Origin of the sequence: Xanthobacter sp. 91, from assembly GCF_000702385.1 — a bacterium.
Classification (GTDB): domain Bacteria; phylum Pseudomonadota; class Alphaproteobacteria; order Rhizobiales; family Xanthobacteraceae; genus Xanthobacter; species Xanthobacter aminoxidans.
In genome coordinates this window covers 2,941,521-2,957,687 of sequence record NZ_JNIB01000001.1, presented here as the reverse complement: position 1 = coordinate 2,957,687, position 16,167 = coordinate 2,941,521, and the positions used below count along the sequence as shown (strand labels likewise).

Sequence of the window (16,167 nt, the reverse complement as noted above, 5' to 3'; positions counted from 1 at the left end):
GGGCGGCAGGAGGATGGTCCTTGGGACCATCACCCGTCCCCGCACGCAACGGAGAATCCGTTGCCTCGGCAACGTTTCCGCTACGGCAAGACTGCTCCGGACCCCCGGCGGGCCCGTGCGTCTCGTCCCTCATGTCCTGTCCCTCGCCGCAAGGCGGTCCCGTGCGCTCAGGCCAGCCGCGAAGGTCCGCGGCCGGCTGCGCCTTGCGGCCAGTGTAACAGCGCGACGCTGCTGCGCAATGCCGCGGCGTGCCCTGTTCGTAATCAGGCGGGGGTGAAACTCACTCGGCGGCGGCGCGGCCCTTGAGATCGAGGGTCAGGCCGGCGGCGAGGGCGTCGGCGCGGAAGGCCTTCACGGCGTCCAGGGACAGCTCGGCAGCGGTGCGCGATCCCAGCGCCGGCAGCTTCTTCAGCACGTCGGCGGGGGCGGTGATGATGTGGCAGCCCATCTCGTCCGCCTCGATCACGTTCCACACCTCGCGGGTGGAGGCCCAGATGACCTCGACGTTCGGGGTGGCCCGGGACAGCTCGACGGCGCGGGAAATCGCCGGCTTGTAGTCGATGCCGAGGTCGGCCAGCCGGCCGGCGAAAACCGAGATGATGGAAGGGGCGCCGCCGGCCAGGGCCTTCACGCCCTCGTCCACCTGGGGCACGTCGAAGATGGCGGTGAGGTTCACCTTCACGCCGTCCTGAACGAGGTCCCGCACCAGCTCGTACAAGGTTTCGCCGCGGGTCGTGGAGACCGGGAGCTTCACATGCACATGCTCGCCCCAGGTAGCGATGACGCGGGCCTGGGCGCGGATTTCGGGGATGTCGTCGGAGAAGACCTCGAACGAGATATGCCGGTCCGGCACCGCCGCCACGAGGTCACGGGCGTAGGATTCATAATCGGTTACGCCGGCCTTGCGGAGCAGAGAGGGGTTGGTGGTGAAGCCGGCGATGTGGGGCTGCTTCGCCATTTCCACGATCTGCGCCTTGTCGGCGCCGTCGGTGAACAGCTTCACCTTCAGGTCGCTCAGCTTCACGGACATCTCTTCGGCTCCCTTGACGATTTCGGCCATCCTATAGGCCGTTTGCGGCGAATTGGACACCGCCCGGAATCACAATTCGAACCGGGTGTCACCCGAGGTTGCCGGGAGGGGTATCGGTGACGTTAAGGGGGTGTTCACCATGAGTCGAATGCGCGGTGTCAGCCAGACCGGCGGCAACCTCCGTGAAAGAACCGCCGGGTCATCCTCGCGGTGACGGAAGGACGGGGACGCGCCCGGGTTGCGCACCTTGATACCGTCACACACAAAGGGTCAGGGCATCGAGGGGCGGGCATGGTCTCGACGGACATGGTGGAGCGGATGGCGCGGGCGATGCACGCCTATTCGCAGCAGCGTTATCCGCTGCTGGAGCCGTGGGAAGAGCTGTCGCCCGAGCGGCGGGCCTACCAGCGCCAGCTTGCCGCCCATGCCCTCCAGGCCCTCACCCCCCACGACGTGATCGAGATCACCACCCGCGCCGCGCCGGCCATCGTCGCCGTGCCTGTGGAGCCGACCCCCTGGGCGCTGGCGGAGTTGCAGGAAGCGGCCATCTCCGACAACGGCACCGCCATGGATGCCCGGCGGCGCTACCGCTCCTTCCTCGCCACCGCGTCCCTGCCGCTCGCGACCCGCCATGCCGAGGGCGCGGTCTGAGGGGAGCGCGCGGCCTTCGCCGGCCGGAACGCGATCGCCTTTAGCCGTCATGTCCCGTGGCTTGTCCGGGCGATCCATCGCTCCGCTTGTGCGATGGCCGAAGACGGGAACCAGCCATACCGTGGATCGCCCGGACCAGCCGGGCGATGACACAGGAAGAGAGACTTATTCCGCCGCCAGCGCCGGCCGGTCCATCCCGCGACCGGAGCGGGTGAGGTAGCGGCGGCATTGCTGCTCGCGGTCGTAGCCGAGCAGGGTCCCCAGCATGAAGTCCTCTTCCGCCGTCAGGGCGTTGAGCGGCCGGGTGACGAACGCCCGCGCCACCGCCACGAAGGCGTCGCGGCCGAAGAAGAGATTGGCCTTGGCCGGGCTCACCTGCTGCACGAAATGGTCGATGCCCGCCCGCTCCAGCCGCGCCAGAAGCGGCGGCAGCTCTCGTGTCGCCAGCGTCATCAGGAACAGCGGCCGCACGCCCCGCCCCAGCTCGTAGAGATGATGGTGAAACAGGCGCTGCATGGCGCCTGCCTCCTCCGGCACCGCAAGGCGCACCGGCGCGGGCGGCCAGCCGGCCTCCGCCTCGTGCGGCGGATCGCAGGCGGCCTCTAAAGAATGGTGCTGAGCCATGCGGTCACTCGCTTGTCGGTGAGACCGGACTGGGTGTCCTGGTCGAGGGCGAGGCCGACGAACCTGCCGTCGCGCTCGGCGGTGGAATTGAGATAGTCGTAGCCCTTGGTGTCGGTGAAGCCGACCACCACCGCCTCCAGCGCCGTCACCTCGTCATAGAGGATGCCCATGGCGTCCACGAAGGAGCCGGGATAGCTCTCCTGATCGCCGGTGCCGAACAGGGCCACCTTCTTTCCCTTCAGCCGGGCGCCGCGGAGCTTGTCGATATGCTCCTCCCAGTCGGTCTGGAGCGTGCCGTCGCCATAGGTGGGCGAGCCGAGGATGAGCAGTTCGCAATTCTCGAAATCGGCCGGGCTCGCCGTCTTGATGTCCACCGCACGGCCCTGGCACTTCTTGGAAATCCGGGACGCAACGCCCTTGGTGGCTCCGCCGTCGGAGCCGAAGATCACGTTAACGATCATGTCCTCGTCTCTTTATGGAATGATTCAAAATAACGCGCCGCAGACTTCGCGAATGATGCGAGGCTCCGGCCACCTCTAAAACAGTCATCGACGATGCAAATGCATCGCATGAACATCATGGCATCAAGATTTTGATGAAGACAATGGGGGCCGGAGACATTGGAATGTCTCGATGGTGGACTTTGACTATCGTCGTCCCAGGCCGACCGGGCATGACGAGCGGGGCGACGACGTCGAAGAGTGACGCCCCCCCCTCCGGCCCCACACCGCCGTCATGGCCGGGCTTGTCCCGGCCATCCACGTGGTGTGGCTGGGAACAGCTCGGGGACACCGTCCCGGCGGCCCGACGTGGATGCCCGGGACAAGCCCGGGCATGACGCGGCAGGAGTCGCAGCAGATCAGGTCGCGATCTCGTCGTAGAGATCGCGCCATTCCGGGTTCGTCTCAAGAATGAGGCCAACTTTCCAGGCCCGTGACCAGTGCTTCATCGTCTTCTCGCGCTGGATCGCGAGCGCGATGTCGTCGTATCGCTCAAAGTAGACGAGGCGCGTGAGGCCGTGACGCTTTGTGAAGCCCTCGCCGTCACCCTCACGATGCTCGAAGGTCCGTCGCACCAGATCGTTTGTCACGCCGACATACAGCGTGCCATTCGGCCTGTTCGTGAGGATGTAGACCCAGCCGCCGCTCATGCGCGAATAGTCGAACGAACACTTGCCGCTCGCAACGGTAGGTCCTGTCCCCCTTTTGGCCGGGGGCACCTGCGGCGCACCGTCCCGTCGGCGATGGGGCCGCCCCCTCACCTCAGCATGAAGCCGATCGCCAGCGCATTGGCGATGTCGATGAAGAAGGCCGAGACCAGCGGCAGGATGATGAAGGCGATGGGCGCCGGGCCGTGGGTGCGGGTCACGGCGGTCATGTTGGCGATGGCGGTGGGGGTGGCGCCGAGGCTGATGCCGGTGAAGCCCGCCGCCAGCACCGCCGCCTGATAGTCCCGGCCCATGGCTGGAAACACCACGAACAGGATGTAGGCCACCGCCACCAGCGTCTGCAATCCGAGCACGGTCGCCAGCGCCGGGCCGAGGCCGCCCAGCGTCCACAGCTGCATGCTCATCAGCGACATGGCGAGGAAGATCTTCAGCGACAGGTCGGAGACCAGCGCCAGCGCCGGGGTGCGGGCCGGCCACGGCAGGCGGGGCGCGAGCTTGGGCAGGATGTTGGTGATGACGATGGCCACCAGCATGCACACCACGAACATGGGCAGCTTGAGGCCGGTCTTCTCCACCACGCCTTCCAGCGCATAGCCGATGATGATGACGAGGTTGAGCGCGAGGATGGTGACGAGGATGTTCTTGTAGTTCACCGAACCGCCCTCGGGCTCGGCCGGGGTATCAGGCAGGCCCACCATGGGGGCGTCGTCGCCGGTGCCGCGCAGGTTGAAGCGGGCGATGAGCAGGCCCGCCACCGGGCCACCCACGAGGCTGGCGATGACGAGGCCGAGGGTGGCGCTGGCGATGCCGATTTCCAGCGCGTTGGGCAGGTCGAACCTTTGCGAGATCAGCGGCGCCCAGGCGATGGTGGTGCCATGGCCGCCCACCAGCGACACCGAACCCAGAAGCGGCCCCACACCATAAGGCAGGCCGAGCACCGCCGCCCCGCCGACGGCGACCACGTTCTGGAGCACCAGATAGGTGACCGTCAGCAGCAGCAGGATCACCAGCGGCTTGCCGCCGGTGGAAAGGTCGGAGACGCGGGCATTGAGGCCGATGCCGGTGAAGAAATACAGCAGCAGCAGGTCGCGGGCGTCGAGGTCGAAGCTCACCGCGAGGCCCACCACCTTGTAGGCGAAAAGCGTGGCGAGCGCCGCGAGGATGCCGCCGGTGACGGCCTCCGGGATGTTCCAGCGCTTGAGCGGGGCGATGATCTCGTTGAGGCCGGCGCCGAGGAAATAGACGAGGATGGCGATGGTGAAGCTCAGCAGCCCCGAAACCTCGTACGTCGCTGGCATCTGGCTCCCCCTGCGCGGCCTTGCTCCGCCCCTCCTCTAGCCCATTCCGGGCGAGGCTCAAACGGTCAGGCGCCGAGCCGGCGCAGGGCCTTGCCGGCGAGCACGTCGGTCTCGATGTCCTCCAGTTCCTTCTGTCGGGTTTCCGGCACATAGGCGAGGGAGATGAAGAGCGAGGCGACGCACACCACGAGGAAGATGCCGATGGTGGCGGCAAGGCCGATACCCTCCACCACCGAGAGGAAGCTCGCCGCCACGATGGCGTTGAACAGCCAGCTCGTCGCCGAGGCGGCGGCGATGCCCCGCTCGCGGATGGCCGAGGGGAACAGCTCGGACATGAGCACATAGGGCAGCGGCCCGAGGCTCAGGGCGAAGGCGACGATGTAGGCGCAGAGACCCGCGAGTGCCACATAGGGCCAGTCCGCCAGAGCGGCGCCGATCACCACGGCGAGGCTCACCGCCATGGCCGCCGAGCCGGCGATCAGCAGCGGGCGGCGGCCGAGACGATCCACCAGCATCATGGCCCCCATGGTCGCCAACACGTTGACGAGGCCGAGGCCAAAGGTGGCGGCGAGCGCGGCGACGCCGGCCGGGAAGCCGAGCTCGGTGAAGATGTGCGGGGCGTAATAGAGGATGCCGTCGATGCCGGAGAAGTTCTGCAGCACGAACAGCACGCTGCACAGGATGAGCACCGCTCTGGTGCTGCCCCGGCCCAGCACGGCGCGCCAGTTGCCGGCCGGCGCGCTCTCGCCCTCGCCCATGGATATCTCGCCGGCAAGGCCCAGCCGCCGCGCGGCCGCCTCGCCCTCCGCCATCCGCCCGCGGGAGAGGAGCCAGCGCGGGCTTTCCGGCAGCAGCAGCACGGCGCCCGCGCAGGCCGCCGCGATGAGCACGCCGCCGCCCAGCATCTGATCCCACGAGGCGCGGCCGGTGAGCGCGAGGGGCACTGCATAGCCGAGCAGGATGCCGATGGTGACGGCCAGCTGGAACAGGGACACCACCGCGCCGCGATGGCGCGCCGGCGTCACCTCCGCCGCATACATGGGGACCACCATGGAGGAGAGGCCGACGCCGAGGCCGATGAGGACGCGCGCCGCCACCAGCATCCCCACCCCCGGCGCCATCGCCTGTCCCAGCGGCACCAGCGCGTAGCCGGCGAAGGCCAGGGTCGCGGCGAGCAGGCAGGAGGGGCGCCGGCCGATGCGCTGGGAGATGGGGGCGGCGAGCACCGCGCCGACGAAGCAGCCCGCCAGCAGCGACGTCACCATCATCTCGGTGGCGCGGGTGGAAAGGGCGAACGCCTCGGAAATGGTCCCGACCACGCCGGCGATGGAGGCCGTGCTGAAGCCGAACAGCATGCCGTTGAGGAGCACGAGGCCCGCCGTGAGGAACAAGGTTGCCATGTGATCCGACGGGTATGGGGGTAGCGCACTGATAACGTGCGCGAGATGGAGAGGCCTGCGGGACTTGTAAGCGCGACCTACAGTAGAGCATAAGTACAAAAAATCGAGCGGCGATAGGCCCGGCATCTCGCCGGAGCTGCCGTCAGGGAGGGTACCCCGTGACCGTTTCCGCGGCGACACACGAACACGCCAACCGCTTGGCCATCGAGGGCGGCGAACCGGTCCGCACCGCGCCCCTGCCGTGGGAGCTGCCCGGCGCCCACTGGATCGGCGAGGAAGAGCTGGAGCTGGTCTCGCGCGTGGTGCGTGCCCGCAGCCCCTTCCGCTTCTACGGCCCCGACCTCCAGCACATGGTGGACACGCTGGAGAAGGAATGGTGCGCCGCCTTCGGCCACAAGCACGCGCTGGGCGTCTCCTCCGGCACCGCCGCGCTGACCATCGCCATGTCGGCCCTCGACATCGGCCCCGGCGACGAGGTGCTGGTGCCCGGCTATCTCTGGGTGAGCTGCGTGGCCGCCGTGGTGCGCGCCGGCGCCATCCCGAAGCTCGTGGACGTGGACGACTGCTTCACCCTCGATCCGGCGGACGTGGCGCGCAAGATCGGCCCCAACACCCGCGCCGCGCTGATGGTGCACATGAGCGGCGCGCCCGGCCGCGTCGCCGACGTCGCCCGCATCTGCCGCGAGCGGGGCATCGCTTTGATCGAGGACTGCGCCCAGACCGCCGGCTCCAGCCAGAACGGCAAGGCCGTGGGCACCTTCGGCGATATCGGCATCTTCTCATTCCAGCTCAACAAGAACATGACCTCCGGCGACGGCGGCATGGTGGTGACGGAGCGGGACGACCTGTTCCGCCGCATCGTCGCGCTGCACGATCTCGGCTATCCCCGCAACGAGAAGGGCCGGCTCGACACCTCGGACGAGAGCTGCCAGCTCTGGGGCGTCGGCGCCCGCATGTCCGAGCTGACAGGCGCCATGTGCCTCGCCCAGATGCGCAAGCTGCCGCAGATCACCGGGGCCATGCGCGCGTCCAAGTGGCGTATCCGCAATGCGATCTCCGACATCCCCGGCCTCGGCTTCCGCACCGTGCCCGATCCCTCCGGCGACACCGGCCCGTTCCTGCTGATGACGCTGAAGGACGAGGCCACCGCCCGCCGCTTCGTCGACGCCCTGCGCGCGGAAGGCATCGCCGGTCCGGCCGGCTCGCTCGCCTGCCTCGCCATGCGCGAGTGGGGGATGCACTGGTATTCCAACATCCCGAGCCTCGTGCACAAGCGCTCGGACAGCCGCGACGGCTTCCCCTGGACCCATCCGTCCAACGCCTTCGGCGAGAGCTACAGCTACGCCGCTGGCGCCCTGCCCCATTGCGACAACCTGCACGCCCGCGGCGCGCTGCTCACCATCGCTTCGACCCTGACCACCAAGGACGAGGACGACATCATCGCCGCCGTCCGCAAGGTGGCGCGGGTGGTGCTGGCCTGACGCCCGGATATCGGGCCTTCACGACACAGGGGGCCGCGCCGCCGGGCTGTCCGGCGGGCGGACAAGCGCGAAGGGAAGCGCCATGATCTATTTGATCGCCGCCATCGCCGGCCTCGCCGGGGCGCTGTTCGGCTTCGACGAGGGCGTCATCGCCGGGGCGCTGGCACCGCTGCGCAGGGATCTCGGCATCGATCCCGTTGCGGAAGGCATGATGACGGCGGCGGTGCCCTTCGGCGCCTTCATCGGCGCCATCGTGGGCGGCCGGCTCGCCGCCGCCGCGGGGCGCCGCAAGCTGCTGTTGTGGTCCGCCATCCTGTTCATCGGCGGCGCGCTCTTGAGCGCGCTGGCCGGCGGGCTCATCACCCTCACCCTCGCGCGCCTCGTCATCGGCCTCGCGGTGGGCGTCGCCGCCATGATGGCCCCGCTCTACATCTCCGAGAGCGCGCCGGCCAAGGAGCGCGGCATGCTGGTCTCCATCTACCAGCTCGCCATCACCCTCGGCATCCTCGGCGCCTATGTGGTGGGCTACGCCTTCGACGAGAACTGGCGCTGGATGTTCGCCATGGGCGCGGTGCCGGCGGTGCTGCTGTTCGGCGGCATCTTCGCTCTGTCCGACACGCCCCGCTGGCTCGCCATGCGCGGCCGCAGCGCCGAGGCGAAGGCGGCGCTTGCCCGCATGCGCGAGCGGCCGGAGAATGACCCCGCGGTCGCCGCCGAATATGAGGAGATTCGCGCCGCCGCGGCCGCCGACGAGGGCCGCAAGGCCACCTTCGCGGACCTGCTCTCGCCCCGCGTGCGCCCCGCGCTCATCGTCGCCATGGGCCTGTTCCTCTTGCAGCAGCTCTCCGGCATCAACGCGGTGATCTATTACGCGCCCACCGTGTTCGAGCTGTCGGGCTTCAGCTCCACCACCACCCAGATCCTCGCCACCGCCGGCATCGGCGTGGTGAACGTGCTGATGACGGTGGTGGGCATGATGCTCATCGACCGGCTCGGCCGGCGCCTGCTGCTGCTCATCGGCTTCGCCGGCACCGCGGTGTCGCTGGGCGCCATCGCCATCGCCGCCGCCACGGGCAGCCCCTCGCTGGGCGTGCTCGCCCTCGCCGGCCTCGTGCTCTACATCGCCTCCTTCGCCATCGCCATCGGCCCGCTGCCGTGGGTGATGATGTCCGAGGTGTTCCCGCTGGATTGCCGGGCGCTGGGCATGAGCATCGCCTCGCTGGTGAACTGGGGCTTCAACTTCATCGTGGTGTTCAGCTTCCCCGTGCTGGTGGCCGAGTTCGGCCTTGCCGGCGTGTTCGGCCTCTATGCCGTGGTGTGCGTCGCCGGCCTCGCCTTCACCCAGTGGCTGGTGCCGGAAACCAACGGCGTGAGCCTGGAAGAGATCGAGCGCCACCTCAGAAGCGGCCGTCCGCTGCGCGAGCTCGGCCGCCTGCACGCGGCCTGAGGAGACCCCATGAGCGAGACCTCTCCCGACGCCCCCCTCGATTTCGAGGCGCTGGTCGTCGCCCTCCTGCCGCTCGGCCCCTACCACGCGGCGCTGGAGCCGATGGTGGCGGACCTTGCCCGCATCGCGGCGCTGAACACCCAGCTCAACGCCGCCTTCCGGCGCATCGCCGAACGCTCCGGCTTCCCCGAAGGCGCGGTGCATCGCGAGCACCTCGCCGAGGATGCGGAGGCGGTGGGCACCTTCTTCGAATACGTGCATTTCGCCTCGCCCAGCTTCCTGGGCTCGGTGGGAGAATGGCCGCTGGTCGGCGAGCGACCGCTGGCCGGGACGGCTTCGGGAGGCGCGCGTGACTGAGGCAACCCATTGCGACGTGATCGTCGTCGGCACCGGGGCCGGCGGCGGCATGCTGGCCTACGAGCTGGCGAAGGCCGGGCTCAACGTGGTCTCGCTGGAGCAGGGCGGACGCCTCGCCGACGACCATTTCAAGCGCGTGGACCCGCCGGGCACCCAGCTCGATTTCGGCATCCGCGCCAACACGGTGTGGCCGGCCGAGCCGCACGACAGCCTGTTCGTCCATCCCCTGTTCGAGAAGGGCGCGGACGGCTCCACGGGCTGGCCCGACAATAACTTCCACCACTACCAGATCCTCGCCGTCAACGGCCTCCAGAACCTCTGGAACGGCGTGAGCGTGCGCTTCTCCGCGCGCGATTTCCGGGACTGGCCGATTTCCTATTCCGACCTCGCCCCCCATTACGAGGCGGTGGAGCGGCGCATCATCGTCTGCGGCACCGAGGAGCATCTGGAGGAGTTGCCGGACGGCATCTATGTGCCGCCCAAGCCCCTGCGCCCCGCCGACATGATGATCGTCGATGCGGTCAACGCGATGGACGAGCCCTATTCGCACGCCATCCCCAACCGCAAGGCCATCGACACCCGGCCCGACAGCCCCAACGCCTGCGTCTCCACCGGCATCTGCACCTCCGGCTGCCCCACCGGCGCGGTCTACAAATTCACCGCCCGGCTGCTGCCCGAGATCGAGAACCTGCCCAATTACGAGCTGCGCCAGGGCGCCAAGGTGGTGCGGCTGCTGCGCGAGCCGGGCACGACGCGGGTGATGGGCGTCGAATATCGCGACATGGCCACCGGCGAGGCCCGCGTGCTCACCGCCGATGCTGTGGTGCTCGCGGCGGGCGCCCTCGAGAGCCCGCGCATCCTGTTCAATTCCGCCGACGAGGCCGCGCCCGAGGGCATGGGCAACGCCGCCGGCCAGCTCGGCCTGCGCCTGCAGGACAATCCCAAGGCCGTGCTGTCCACCTCGCTGTGGAAGCTGTGGGGCAAGGGCCGCGACTTCGACATCGGCTACGGCGACCTGCTCATCCTCATGTCGCGCGGCTGGCTGCCGGACGGGGAGGAATTCCCCTTCATCGGCCACGCCATCCACGGCGTGCCGGACATTCCGCACTATCTCGCCGGCATGAAGCGCTTCCCGCCCTTCATGAAGGAGCGGCTCGCCCGCTTCATGTTCCATTCCTACGTGACGCTCGGCCTGTTCTGCGCCGGCGAGCCCACCCCCGCCAACCGGGTGCGGCCGGGCACGACCCGCGACCGCTTCGGCGTGCGCCACGTGGCCGTGGACTTCTCCGCCACCCCGCGCGCGGAAGCCATGATGGAGGCCATGAACGGCTGGGGCCGCCAGGTGCTGCGCCATGCCGGGGCGACCTCCATCTATCCCTCGCGCGACAATACCGGCACCGGCATCCACTATGCCGGCACCACCGCCACCACCGCCGATCCGGACAAGGGCGTGGTGGATGCGGACCTGAAGCTGCACGACCTGGACAACGTCTATGTCTGCGACGGCGGCGTCATTCCCGTGCTCCCGGACAAGCACTTGACTCTGACCATCATGGCGCTGGCCCACCGCCTCGCCGGCCATCTGGTGGAGAAGGTGCGCACCGGCGCGACGGTTCAGGGCGAGCGCGCTCTGGCCTGAAGTTTAAGCTGGCACGCTCATACGCCGCGCGGGCTTGGGCCGCGCGGGCTCATCCCTCCGGCACGGCGCCGGCCATGATGGCGCCGGCGAAGCCGTTGATGCGGCCGAAGGCGGCGCGGGAGAGGTCTCCCGCCCGCAGCACCGCCTCGTGGCATTCGCCGGGGTCCTGGTTGATATGCGCCACCAGCGCCGCCGCCAGCTCGCTCTGGCCGATGGCGAGCGTGCGCAGGCCGAGCAGCAGATTGTCGAGATCGGCCCGCGTGAGGGAGATGCGCAGCGGCGCGTCCTCCGGCAGCCCTGTCCAGCGCGCAATGGCCTGAGGCGCGATCTGCGCCGCCTCGCTGACTTCGGTCATGAAAATCCCCGGCTGAAATGATCGGCCGGCCCGAAAAGGGCCGCTTCTTCCAGTCTACACTGCGCGGCTCCGGTCCCGAAGCCGCGCCCGCGTTGACGGGCATCAATGCCCCGCCGCCACCGGACCAATATCAACGTACCGCAAGGCAGCCGTGCACGCGGCCCGACGGAAAGGCAGGAACGCCATGACGGATATGCTCTCCCCCGCCGCCTATGTGGAACGCCAGCGCCCCGGCCGCTCGAAGATGAAGGCGGCCATCTTCGTCGAGAAGAACCGCATCGTGCTGGATGAAAAGCCCATCCCCGATGTCGGCCCGCTCGACGCGCTCATCCGCATCACCACCACCACCATCTGCGGCACCGACGTGCACATCCTGAAGGGTGAGTATCCGGTGCAGAAGGGCCTCACCATCGGCCACGAGCCGGTGGGCATCATCGAGAAGCTCGGTTCGGCGGTGGAGGGCTTCGAGGAAGGCCAGCGCGTCATCGCCGGGGCCATCACCCCCTCGGGCTATTCCAACGCCTGCCTGTGCGGCCAGTGCTCGCAGGACGGCCCGCGCACGAAGCACGGCTTCAAGGCCATGGGCGGCTGGCGCTTCGGCAACACCATCGACGGCGCGCAGGCGGAATATCTCGTCGTGCCCGACGCCATGACCAATTTGTCCCCGGTGCCGGAGGCGCTCTCCGACGAACAGGTCCTCATGTGCCCGGACATCATGTCCACGGGTTTTGCCGGCGCCGAGAGCGGCAAGGTGAAGATCGGCGACACGGTGGCCGTGTTCGCGCAAGGCCCCATCGGCCTGTGCGCCACGGCCGGCGCCAAGCTCATGGGCGCGACGCGCATCATCGCCGTGGATCGCGTCGCCGCGCGGCTGGAGATGTCCCGCGCCATGGGCGCCGACCTCGTGGTGGACTTCTCCAAGGTCGATCCGGTGGAGGAAATCCTGCGCCTCACCGACGGGCGCGGCGTGGATGTCGCCATCGAGGCGCTCGGCCGGCAGGAGACGTTCGAGGCGGCACTCCGGGTGCTTCGCCCCGGCGGCACGCTTTCCTCCCTCGGCGTCTATTCGGGCGACCTGAAGATCCCGCTCGACGCCTTCGCGGCGGGCCTCGGCGACAATGCCATCATCACCTCGCTCTGCCCGGGCGGGAAGGAGCGCATGCGCCGGCTGATGGACGTGGTCGCCTCCGGCCGCGTGGACGCCCGGGCCCTCGTCACCCACCGCTTCAAGCTGGACGAGATCGAGGCCGCCTACGACCTCTTCGCCAACCAGCGCGACGGCGTCCTCAAGGTGGCCATCACGCCGTAGGGGTGTCTTCTCCTCTCGTGGGAGAAACACCAAACCGTCGTCATCGCCCGGCTCGTCCGGGCGATCCACGGATGGGCCGGGGGATGACAGCCCGAGGGCATGAGCAATTGCCGGCCGGGGTGTATAAGGACCGACCCCTCCGGTTCGGGACTGCGCGCGTGGCGAGGCCCCCATGACAGCACCTGCGCAACCGCCCCAAAAGACCGCCGGCGACCATGTGGTCGCCGATCAGGGCGCCGTTTTCGCCCTCCTCGCCGATCCCGCGACCCATGGGCTTGCGGAGAAAGTCATCCGCATCGACACCCACGGCGCCGCCGTCTTCCTCGCCGGGCCGTTCGCCTACAAGGTGAAGCGCGCGGTCTATTTCCCCTTCATGGATTTCTCCACGCTGGAGAAGCGCCGCGCCGCCTGCGCCGCCGAGGTGGAGATATCGGGCGCGGGGGCCCCCGGACTCTATCTCGGCGTGGTGCCCATCGTGCGCACGCCCCATGGCCTCGCGCTGGGCGGGGACGGTGAGGCAGTGGAGTATGCGGTGAAGATGCGCCGCTTCGACACCGATCTCACCCTCGATCGCATCGCCGAACGCGGCGACCTCACGCCTGATCTCGTGAAAGCCGTCGCGGCCATGGTGGTGAACGCCCACGCCGCCGCGCCCGAGCGCCGGGGCTTCGACAGCGCCGGCGCGCTCTCCACCTATCTGGAAGACACCATCGCCGAATTTGCCGCCCGCCCGGACCTGTTCCCGGCGGAAGACGTGGCGCGGCTCGCCGAAGTCTCACGCGCGGCGCTGGCGCGCGTGCGTCCGCTGCTGGCGGCGCGTTCGGAAGCCGGCTTCGTGCGCCGCTGCCATGGCGACATGCACCTGCGCAACATCGTGCTCCTCGATGGAAGGCCGGTGCTGTTCGATGCCATCGAGTTCAACGACGAGATCGCCACCTGCGATGTCCTCTACGACCTCGCCTTCCTGCTCATGGACCTGTGGCAGAGGGGCCTGCGCGACGCCGCCAACGCGATCTTCAACCGCTATCTCTGGGCCAGCAACGACGCGCAGCTCGATGGGCTCGCGGCGCTGCCGCTCTTCCTCAGCCTGCGCGCCGGAATCCGGGCGAAGGTGGAGGCGGCGGGGCTGGCGCATCTGGAGGGGGAACAGCGGGCGGAGGCGGAGGCGCGGGTCGCCCATTTCTTCCGGCAGACCATCGCCCTCCTCGGCACCACGCAGCCGGGACCGGTCCGGTTCGGCGATGGGACAGTGGAGACGGCCGCCCCCTCCGGACCCACCCTCTGGGCGGTCGGCGGGCTGTCCGGCAGCGGCAAGAGCACATGGGCGGCCAAGATGGCCCCCGCCCTCGGCACGCGGGCGCCCGGCGCGGTGATCCTGCGCTCGGATATCGAGCGCAAGCGCCTCTTCCACGTGGCGGAAACGGAAAAGCTGCCCCCGGAAGCCTATGCGGCCGAGGTGAGCCCGCGCGTCTATGAGCGGCTGCGGAGACTGGCGCGCCGCGTTCTCGCCAGCGACTACACGGTGATCGTGGATGCCGTGCATGCCCGCCCCGAGGAGCGCGACGCCATCGAGAGCGTCGCTCGGGAGGCCGGCGTGCCGTTCGCCGGCCTCTGGCTGGACGTTCCAGCGGAGGAACTCGTCCGGCGGGTGGAGGCACGCAGGGGCGATGCGTCAGACGCGGACGCGGCCGTGGTGCGCCACCAGCTCGGCTACGACCTTGGCGTCATCCGCTGGACGCGCAGCACGCGCCCCCTCAGCACTTCCCCCTAGCCCCCCTTAGCACTTGCCCTGCGTCTCCGGCTTGGGATTGACGCCCGAGACCGTATCCGGCTGGCGGGTGGGCGAGGCCGGCGTACCCGCTTGGGGCGTGAGGCCGGTGTGGGAGCCGCCGGTGCCGCCAGTCCAGCCAGTGGACCCCTCGCTGCCCGGCTTGGTGCCGGAATCGGCACCGCGCGCGGGGGGCGTCGCGGCGGCGTGGGGCGGCTCCTCGCAGGCGCCGGTCTTCGCCGCAGGCGCGGCTGTCTGGGCGGAGGCCGGCGCAGGCACGCCGGACGCGAGAAGAAACATGATGCCGCCGACGATGGCGGTTGCGCAGATACGCGCCGCGTTGGGCGAAGGCAGCACCACGGGAGACGGGCGCCGGGGCGCCGTCGAATAGATGTTCAAGGCGTCGGTGAAGGGCATGTCCGTTCTCCTTTCGTCGGGAGAACGACTTGCCACGCCGCATGGTTCCTTGATTCCTGCGCCGGCGTCCCGCCAGAGCCCCCGCTTGTCGCCTCAGCCGGCGATGCGCACCCGCCCCGGCCCGGCCTCCACGCGGCCGATGCGTACCGCCGCCGGATAGCCCGCCGCGCGGATTTCAGCCAGCAGACGGTCGGCCTCCTCGGGCGCACAGGCGACGAGCAGTCCGCCGGAGGTCTGGGGGTCGGTGAAGAGGTGGCGCTGCCAGTCGGGCGTGCCTTCGGGCAGATCCACCTCGGCGCCGTAGCTCGCCCAGTTGCGGTGCGAGGCGCCGGTGACGAAGCCCTGCTGCACCAGCGTTTCCGCGTCCGAAAGCCAGGGCAGCGCGGCGCGCTCGATGACCAGCGTCGCGCCCGAGCCGCGCGCCATCTCCAGCCCGTGGCCGAGGATGCCGAAGCCAGTCACGTCGGTGATGGCGCTCACCGCCGCCTCCTTGCCGAGCGCCGCGCCCACGCGGTTCAGCTTGGTCACGGAGGCGATCATCTCGTCATAGGCGGCGGGGGAGAGCGCATCCTTCTTGAAGGCGGCGGAATAGACGCCGACGCCCAGCGCCTTGGTGAGGATCAGCGCATCCCCCGCCCGCGCCGTGGAATTGCGGCGCAGCCGCGCCTTGGGCGCCCGGCCGATGACGGCGAGGCCATAGACCGGCTCCGGGCAATCGATGGAATGGCCGCCCGCCACCGGAATGCCCGCCTCGGCGCAGATGGCCTGCCCACCGGCGAGGATGGCGCGCACGGTCGCGGTGTCGATCTTGCCCAAAGGCATGCCGAGGATGGCGAGGGCCATCAGCGGCTCGCCGCCCATGGCGTAGACATCCGAAATGGCGTTGGTCGCGGCGATGCGGCCGAAATGGTCGGGGTCGTCCACCATGGGCATAAAGAAGTCCGTGGTGGCGATGATGGCGGTCTCGCCGTCGAGATCGTAGGCGGCCGCGTCGTCCCCCGTCTCGGTGCCCACCAGCAGCCGCTCGAACGGCCCGCCGCTCGCCTGCCCCGCCAGCAGCTCCTGCAGCACCGAGGGCGCGAGCTTGCAACCGCAGCCGCCGCCATGGGCGAGGCTGGTGAGGCGGACGGGCGGGTTGGGCACATCGAGCATGGCGCGGGTTCCATGAAGGGAGCAGCCGCGCGGCCGATCACGCCGCGCAGGGACATGTTTGGAAAGAATGT

Annotated in this window: 16 protein-coding genes; 7 read left to right on the top strand and 9 right to left on the bottom strand. The window is 69.3% G+C overall.

Features of this window, described 5'->3' with window-relative positions; genetic code table 11:
* Positions 1-280 precede the first annotated feature (280 nt).
* Positions 281-1,030, bottom strand: coding sequence for a transaldolase family protein (locus A37E_RS0113995; RefSeq protein ID WP_038193115.1), 750 nt, complete (start codon positions 1,028-1,030; stop codon positions 281-283).
* 291 nt (positions 1,031-1,321) lie between these two features.
* Here A37E_RS0113995 and A37E_RS0113990 point away from each other — a divergent pair, with 291 nt between their 5' ends.
* Complete coding sequence (locus A37E_RS0113990; RefSeq protein WP_024277543.1) at positions 1,322-1,681, top strand: hypothetical protein; 360 nt, start codon at positions 1,322-1,324, stop codon at positions 1,679-1,681.
* Positions 1,682-1,846: 165 nt separating this feature from the next.
* Here the strand turns inward: A37E_RS0113990 and A37E_RS0113985 are convergent, their stop codons facing one another.
* The 5 genes from A37E_RS0113985 to A37E_RS0113965 all read right to left on the bottom strand — a co-directional run bounded on the left by A37E_RS0113985 (position 1,847) and on the right by A37E_RS0113965 (position 6,297).
* Positions 1,847-2,305, bottom strand: a complete 459-nt coding sequence (locus tag A37E_RS0113985; RefSeq protein ID WP_197022976.1) for a DUF2023 family protein — start codon at positions 2,303-2,305, stop codon at positions 1,847-1,849.
* Positions 2,284-2,766 (bottom strand): flavodoxin FldA, encoded by a 483-nt coding sequence (fldA, locus tag A37E_RS0113980; RefSeq protein WP_029557161.1) that lies wholly within the window; start codon positions 2,764-2,766, stop codon positions 2,284-2,286. Before fldA ends, A37E_RS0113985 begins: the two co-directional genes overlap by 22 nt.
* Positions 2,767-3,164: 398 nt before the next feature.
* Positions 3,165-3,455, bottom strand: a complete 291-nt coding sequence (locus A37E_RS0113975) for a GIY-YIG nuclease family protein (RefSeq protein ID WP_029557160.1) — start codon at positions 3,453-3,455, stop codon at positions 3,165-3,167.
* 107 nt (positions 3,456-3,562) lie between these two features.
* Positions 3,563-4,771, bottom strand: coding sequence for a sodium/glutamate symporter (gene gltS / locus A37E_RS0113970; RefSeq protein WP_029557159.1), 1,209 nt, complete (start codon positions 4,769-4,771; stop codon positions 3,563-3,565).
* A gap of 65 nt (positions 4,772-4,836) precedes the next feature.
* On the bottom strand, positions 4,837-6,297 hold the full coding sequence (locus A37E_RS0113965) for a sugar porter family MFS transporter (protein ID WP_081837591.1): 1,461 nt from the start codon (positions 6,295-6,297) through the stop codon (positions 4,837-4,839).
* Between the two features lie 32 nt (positions 6,298-6,329).
* Here A37E_RS0113965 and A37E_RS0113960 point away from each other — a divergent pair, with 32 nt between their 5' ends.
* From A37E_RS0113960 to A37E_RS0113945, 4 genes are read left to right on the top strand one after another with little or no spacing between them, the layout of a single operon-like run.
* Positions 6,330-7,652, top strand: a complete 1,323-nt coding sequence (locus A37E_RS0113960; RefSeq protein WP_029557157.1) for an aminotransferase class V-fold PLP-dependent enzyme — start codon at positions 6,330-6,332, stop codon at positions 7,650-7,652.
* 7 nt (positions 7,653-7,659) lie between these two features.
* Positions 7,660-9,099, top strand: a complete 1,440-nt coding sequence (locus A37E_RS0113955) for a sugar porter family MFS transporter (RefSeq protein ID WP_348550896.1) — start codon at positions 7,660-7,662, stop codon at positions 9,097-9,099.
* 9 nt (positions 9,100-9,108) lie between these two features.
* Positions 9,109-9,456 carry a hypothetical protein gene (locus tag A37E_RS0113950; RefSeq protein ID WP_029557155.1) on the top strand — a complete coding sequence of 116 codons (348 nt, stop codon included), beginning with the start codon at positions 9,109-9,111 and terminating at the stop codon, positions 9,454-9,456.
* On the top strand, positions 9,449-11,095 hold the full coding sequence (locus A37E_RS0113945) for a GMC family oxidoreductase (RefSeq protein WP_029557154.1): 1,647 nt from the start codon (positions 9,449-9,451) through the stop codon (positions 11,093-11,095). The genes A37E_RS0113950 and A37E_RS0113945 overlap by 8 nt, the downstream gene beginning before the upstream one ends.
* A gap of 49 nt (positions 11,096-11,144) precedes the next feature.
* Here the strand turns inward: A37E_RS0113945 and A37E_RS0113940 are convergent, their stop codons facing one another.
* Positions 11,145-11,450, bottom strand: coding sequence for a hypothetical protein (locus A37E_RS0113940; protein WP_029557153.1), 306 nt, complete (start codon positions 11,448-11,450; stop codon positions 11,145-11,147).
* Positions 11,451-11,643: 193 nt separating this feature from the next.
* On the opposite strand from A37E_RS0113940, the gene A37E_RS0113935 reads away from it, so the two are divergent.
* Together A37E_RS0113935 and A37E_RS0113930 are read left to right on the top strand one after the other, a co-directional pair.
* A complete protein-coding gene (locus tag A37E_RS0113935) occupies positions 11,644-12,759 on the top strand; it encodes an NAD(P)-dependent alcohol dehydrogenase (protein ID WP_038194397.1) in 1,116 nt (371 codons plus the stop codon).
* A 172-nt stretch (positions 12,760-12,931) separates the two neighbouring features.
* Positions 12,932-14,530 carry an AAA family ATPase gene (locus A37E_RS0113930; RefSeq protein ID WP_029557151.1) on the top strand — a complete coding sequence of 533 codons (1,599 nt, stop codon included), beginning with the start codon at positions 12,932-12,934 and terminating at the stop codon, positions 14,528-14,530.
* A 6-nt stretch (positions 14,531-14,536) separates the two neighbouring features.
* Here the strand turns inward: A37E_RS0113930 and A37E_RS26930 are convergent, their stop codons facing one another.
* A complete protein-coding gene (locus A37E_RS26930) occupies positions 14,537-14,944 on the bottom strand; it encodes a hypothetical protein (RefSeq protein ID WP_038193113.1) in 408 nt (135 codons plus the stop codon).
* A gap of 93 nt (positions 14,945-15,037) precedes the next feature.
* Positions 15,038-16,096, bottom strand: coding sequence for a selenide, water dikinase SelD (gene selD, locus A37E_RS0113920; protein ID WP_029557149.1), 1,059 nt, complete (start codon positions 16,094-16,096; stop codon positions 15,038-15,040).
* Positions 16,097-16,167 lie beyond the last annotated feature (71 nt).

Excerpts from the sequence above, each read along its gene's own strand:
- A37E_RS0113995 (WP_038193115.1), bottom strand. The coding sequence starts at position 1,030 with ATGTCCGTGAAGCTGAGCGACCTGAAGGTGAAGCTGTTCACCGACGGC.
- A37E_RS0113990 (WP_024277543.1), top strand. The coding sequence starts at position 1,322 with ATGGTCTCGACGGACATGGTGGAGCGGATGGCGCGGGCGATGCACGCC.
- A37E_RS0113985 (WP_197022976.1), bottom strand. The coding sequence starts at position 2,305 with ATGGCTCAGCACCATTCTTTAGAGGCCGCCTGCGATCCGCCGCACGAG.
- fldA (WP_029557161.1), bottom strand. The coding sequence starts at position 2,766 with ATGATCGTTAACGTGATCTTCGGCTCCGACGGCGGAGCCACCAAGGGC.
- A37E_RS0113975 (WP_029557160.1), bottom strand. The coding sequence starts at position 3,455 with ATGAGCGGCGGCTGGGTCTACATCCTCACGAACAGGCCGAATGGCACG.
- gltS (WP_029557159.1), bottom strand. The coding sequence starts at position 4,771 with ATGCCAGCGACGTACGAGGTTTCGGGGCTGCTGAGCTTCACCATCGCC.
- A37E_RS0113965 (WP_081837591.1), bottom strand. The coding sequence starts at position 6,297 with ATGCCGGGCCTATCGCCGCTCGATTTTTTGTACTTATGCTCTACTGTA.
- A37E_RS0113950 (WP_029557155.1), top strand. The coding sequence starts at position 9,109 with ATGAGCGAGACCTCTCCCGACGCCCCCCTCGATTTCGAGGCGCTGGTC.
- A37E_RS0113940 (WP_029557153.1), bottom strand. The coding sequence starts at position 11,450 with ATGACCGAAGTCAGCGAGGCGGCGCAGATCGCGCCTCAGGCCATTGCG.
- A37E_RS0113935 (WP_038194397.1), top strand. The coding sequence starts at position 11,644 with ATGCTCTCCCCCGCCGCCTATGTGGAACGCCAGCGCCCCGGCCGCTCG.
- A37E_RS0113930 (WP_029557151.1), top strand. The coding sequence starts at position 12,932 with ATGACAGCACCTGCGCAACCGCCCCAAAAGACCGCCGGCGACCATGTG.
- A37E_RS26930 (WP_038193113.1), bottom strand. The coding sequence starts at position 14,944 with ATGCCCTTCACCGACGCCTTGAACATCTATTCGACGGCGCCCCGGCGC.
- selD (WP_029557149.1), bottom strand. The coding sequence starts at position 16,096 with ATGCTCGATGTGCCCAACCCGCCCGTCCGCCTCACCAGCCTCGCCCAT.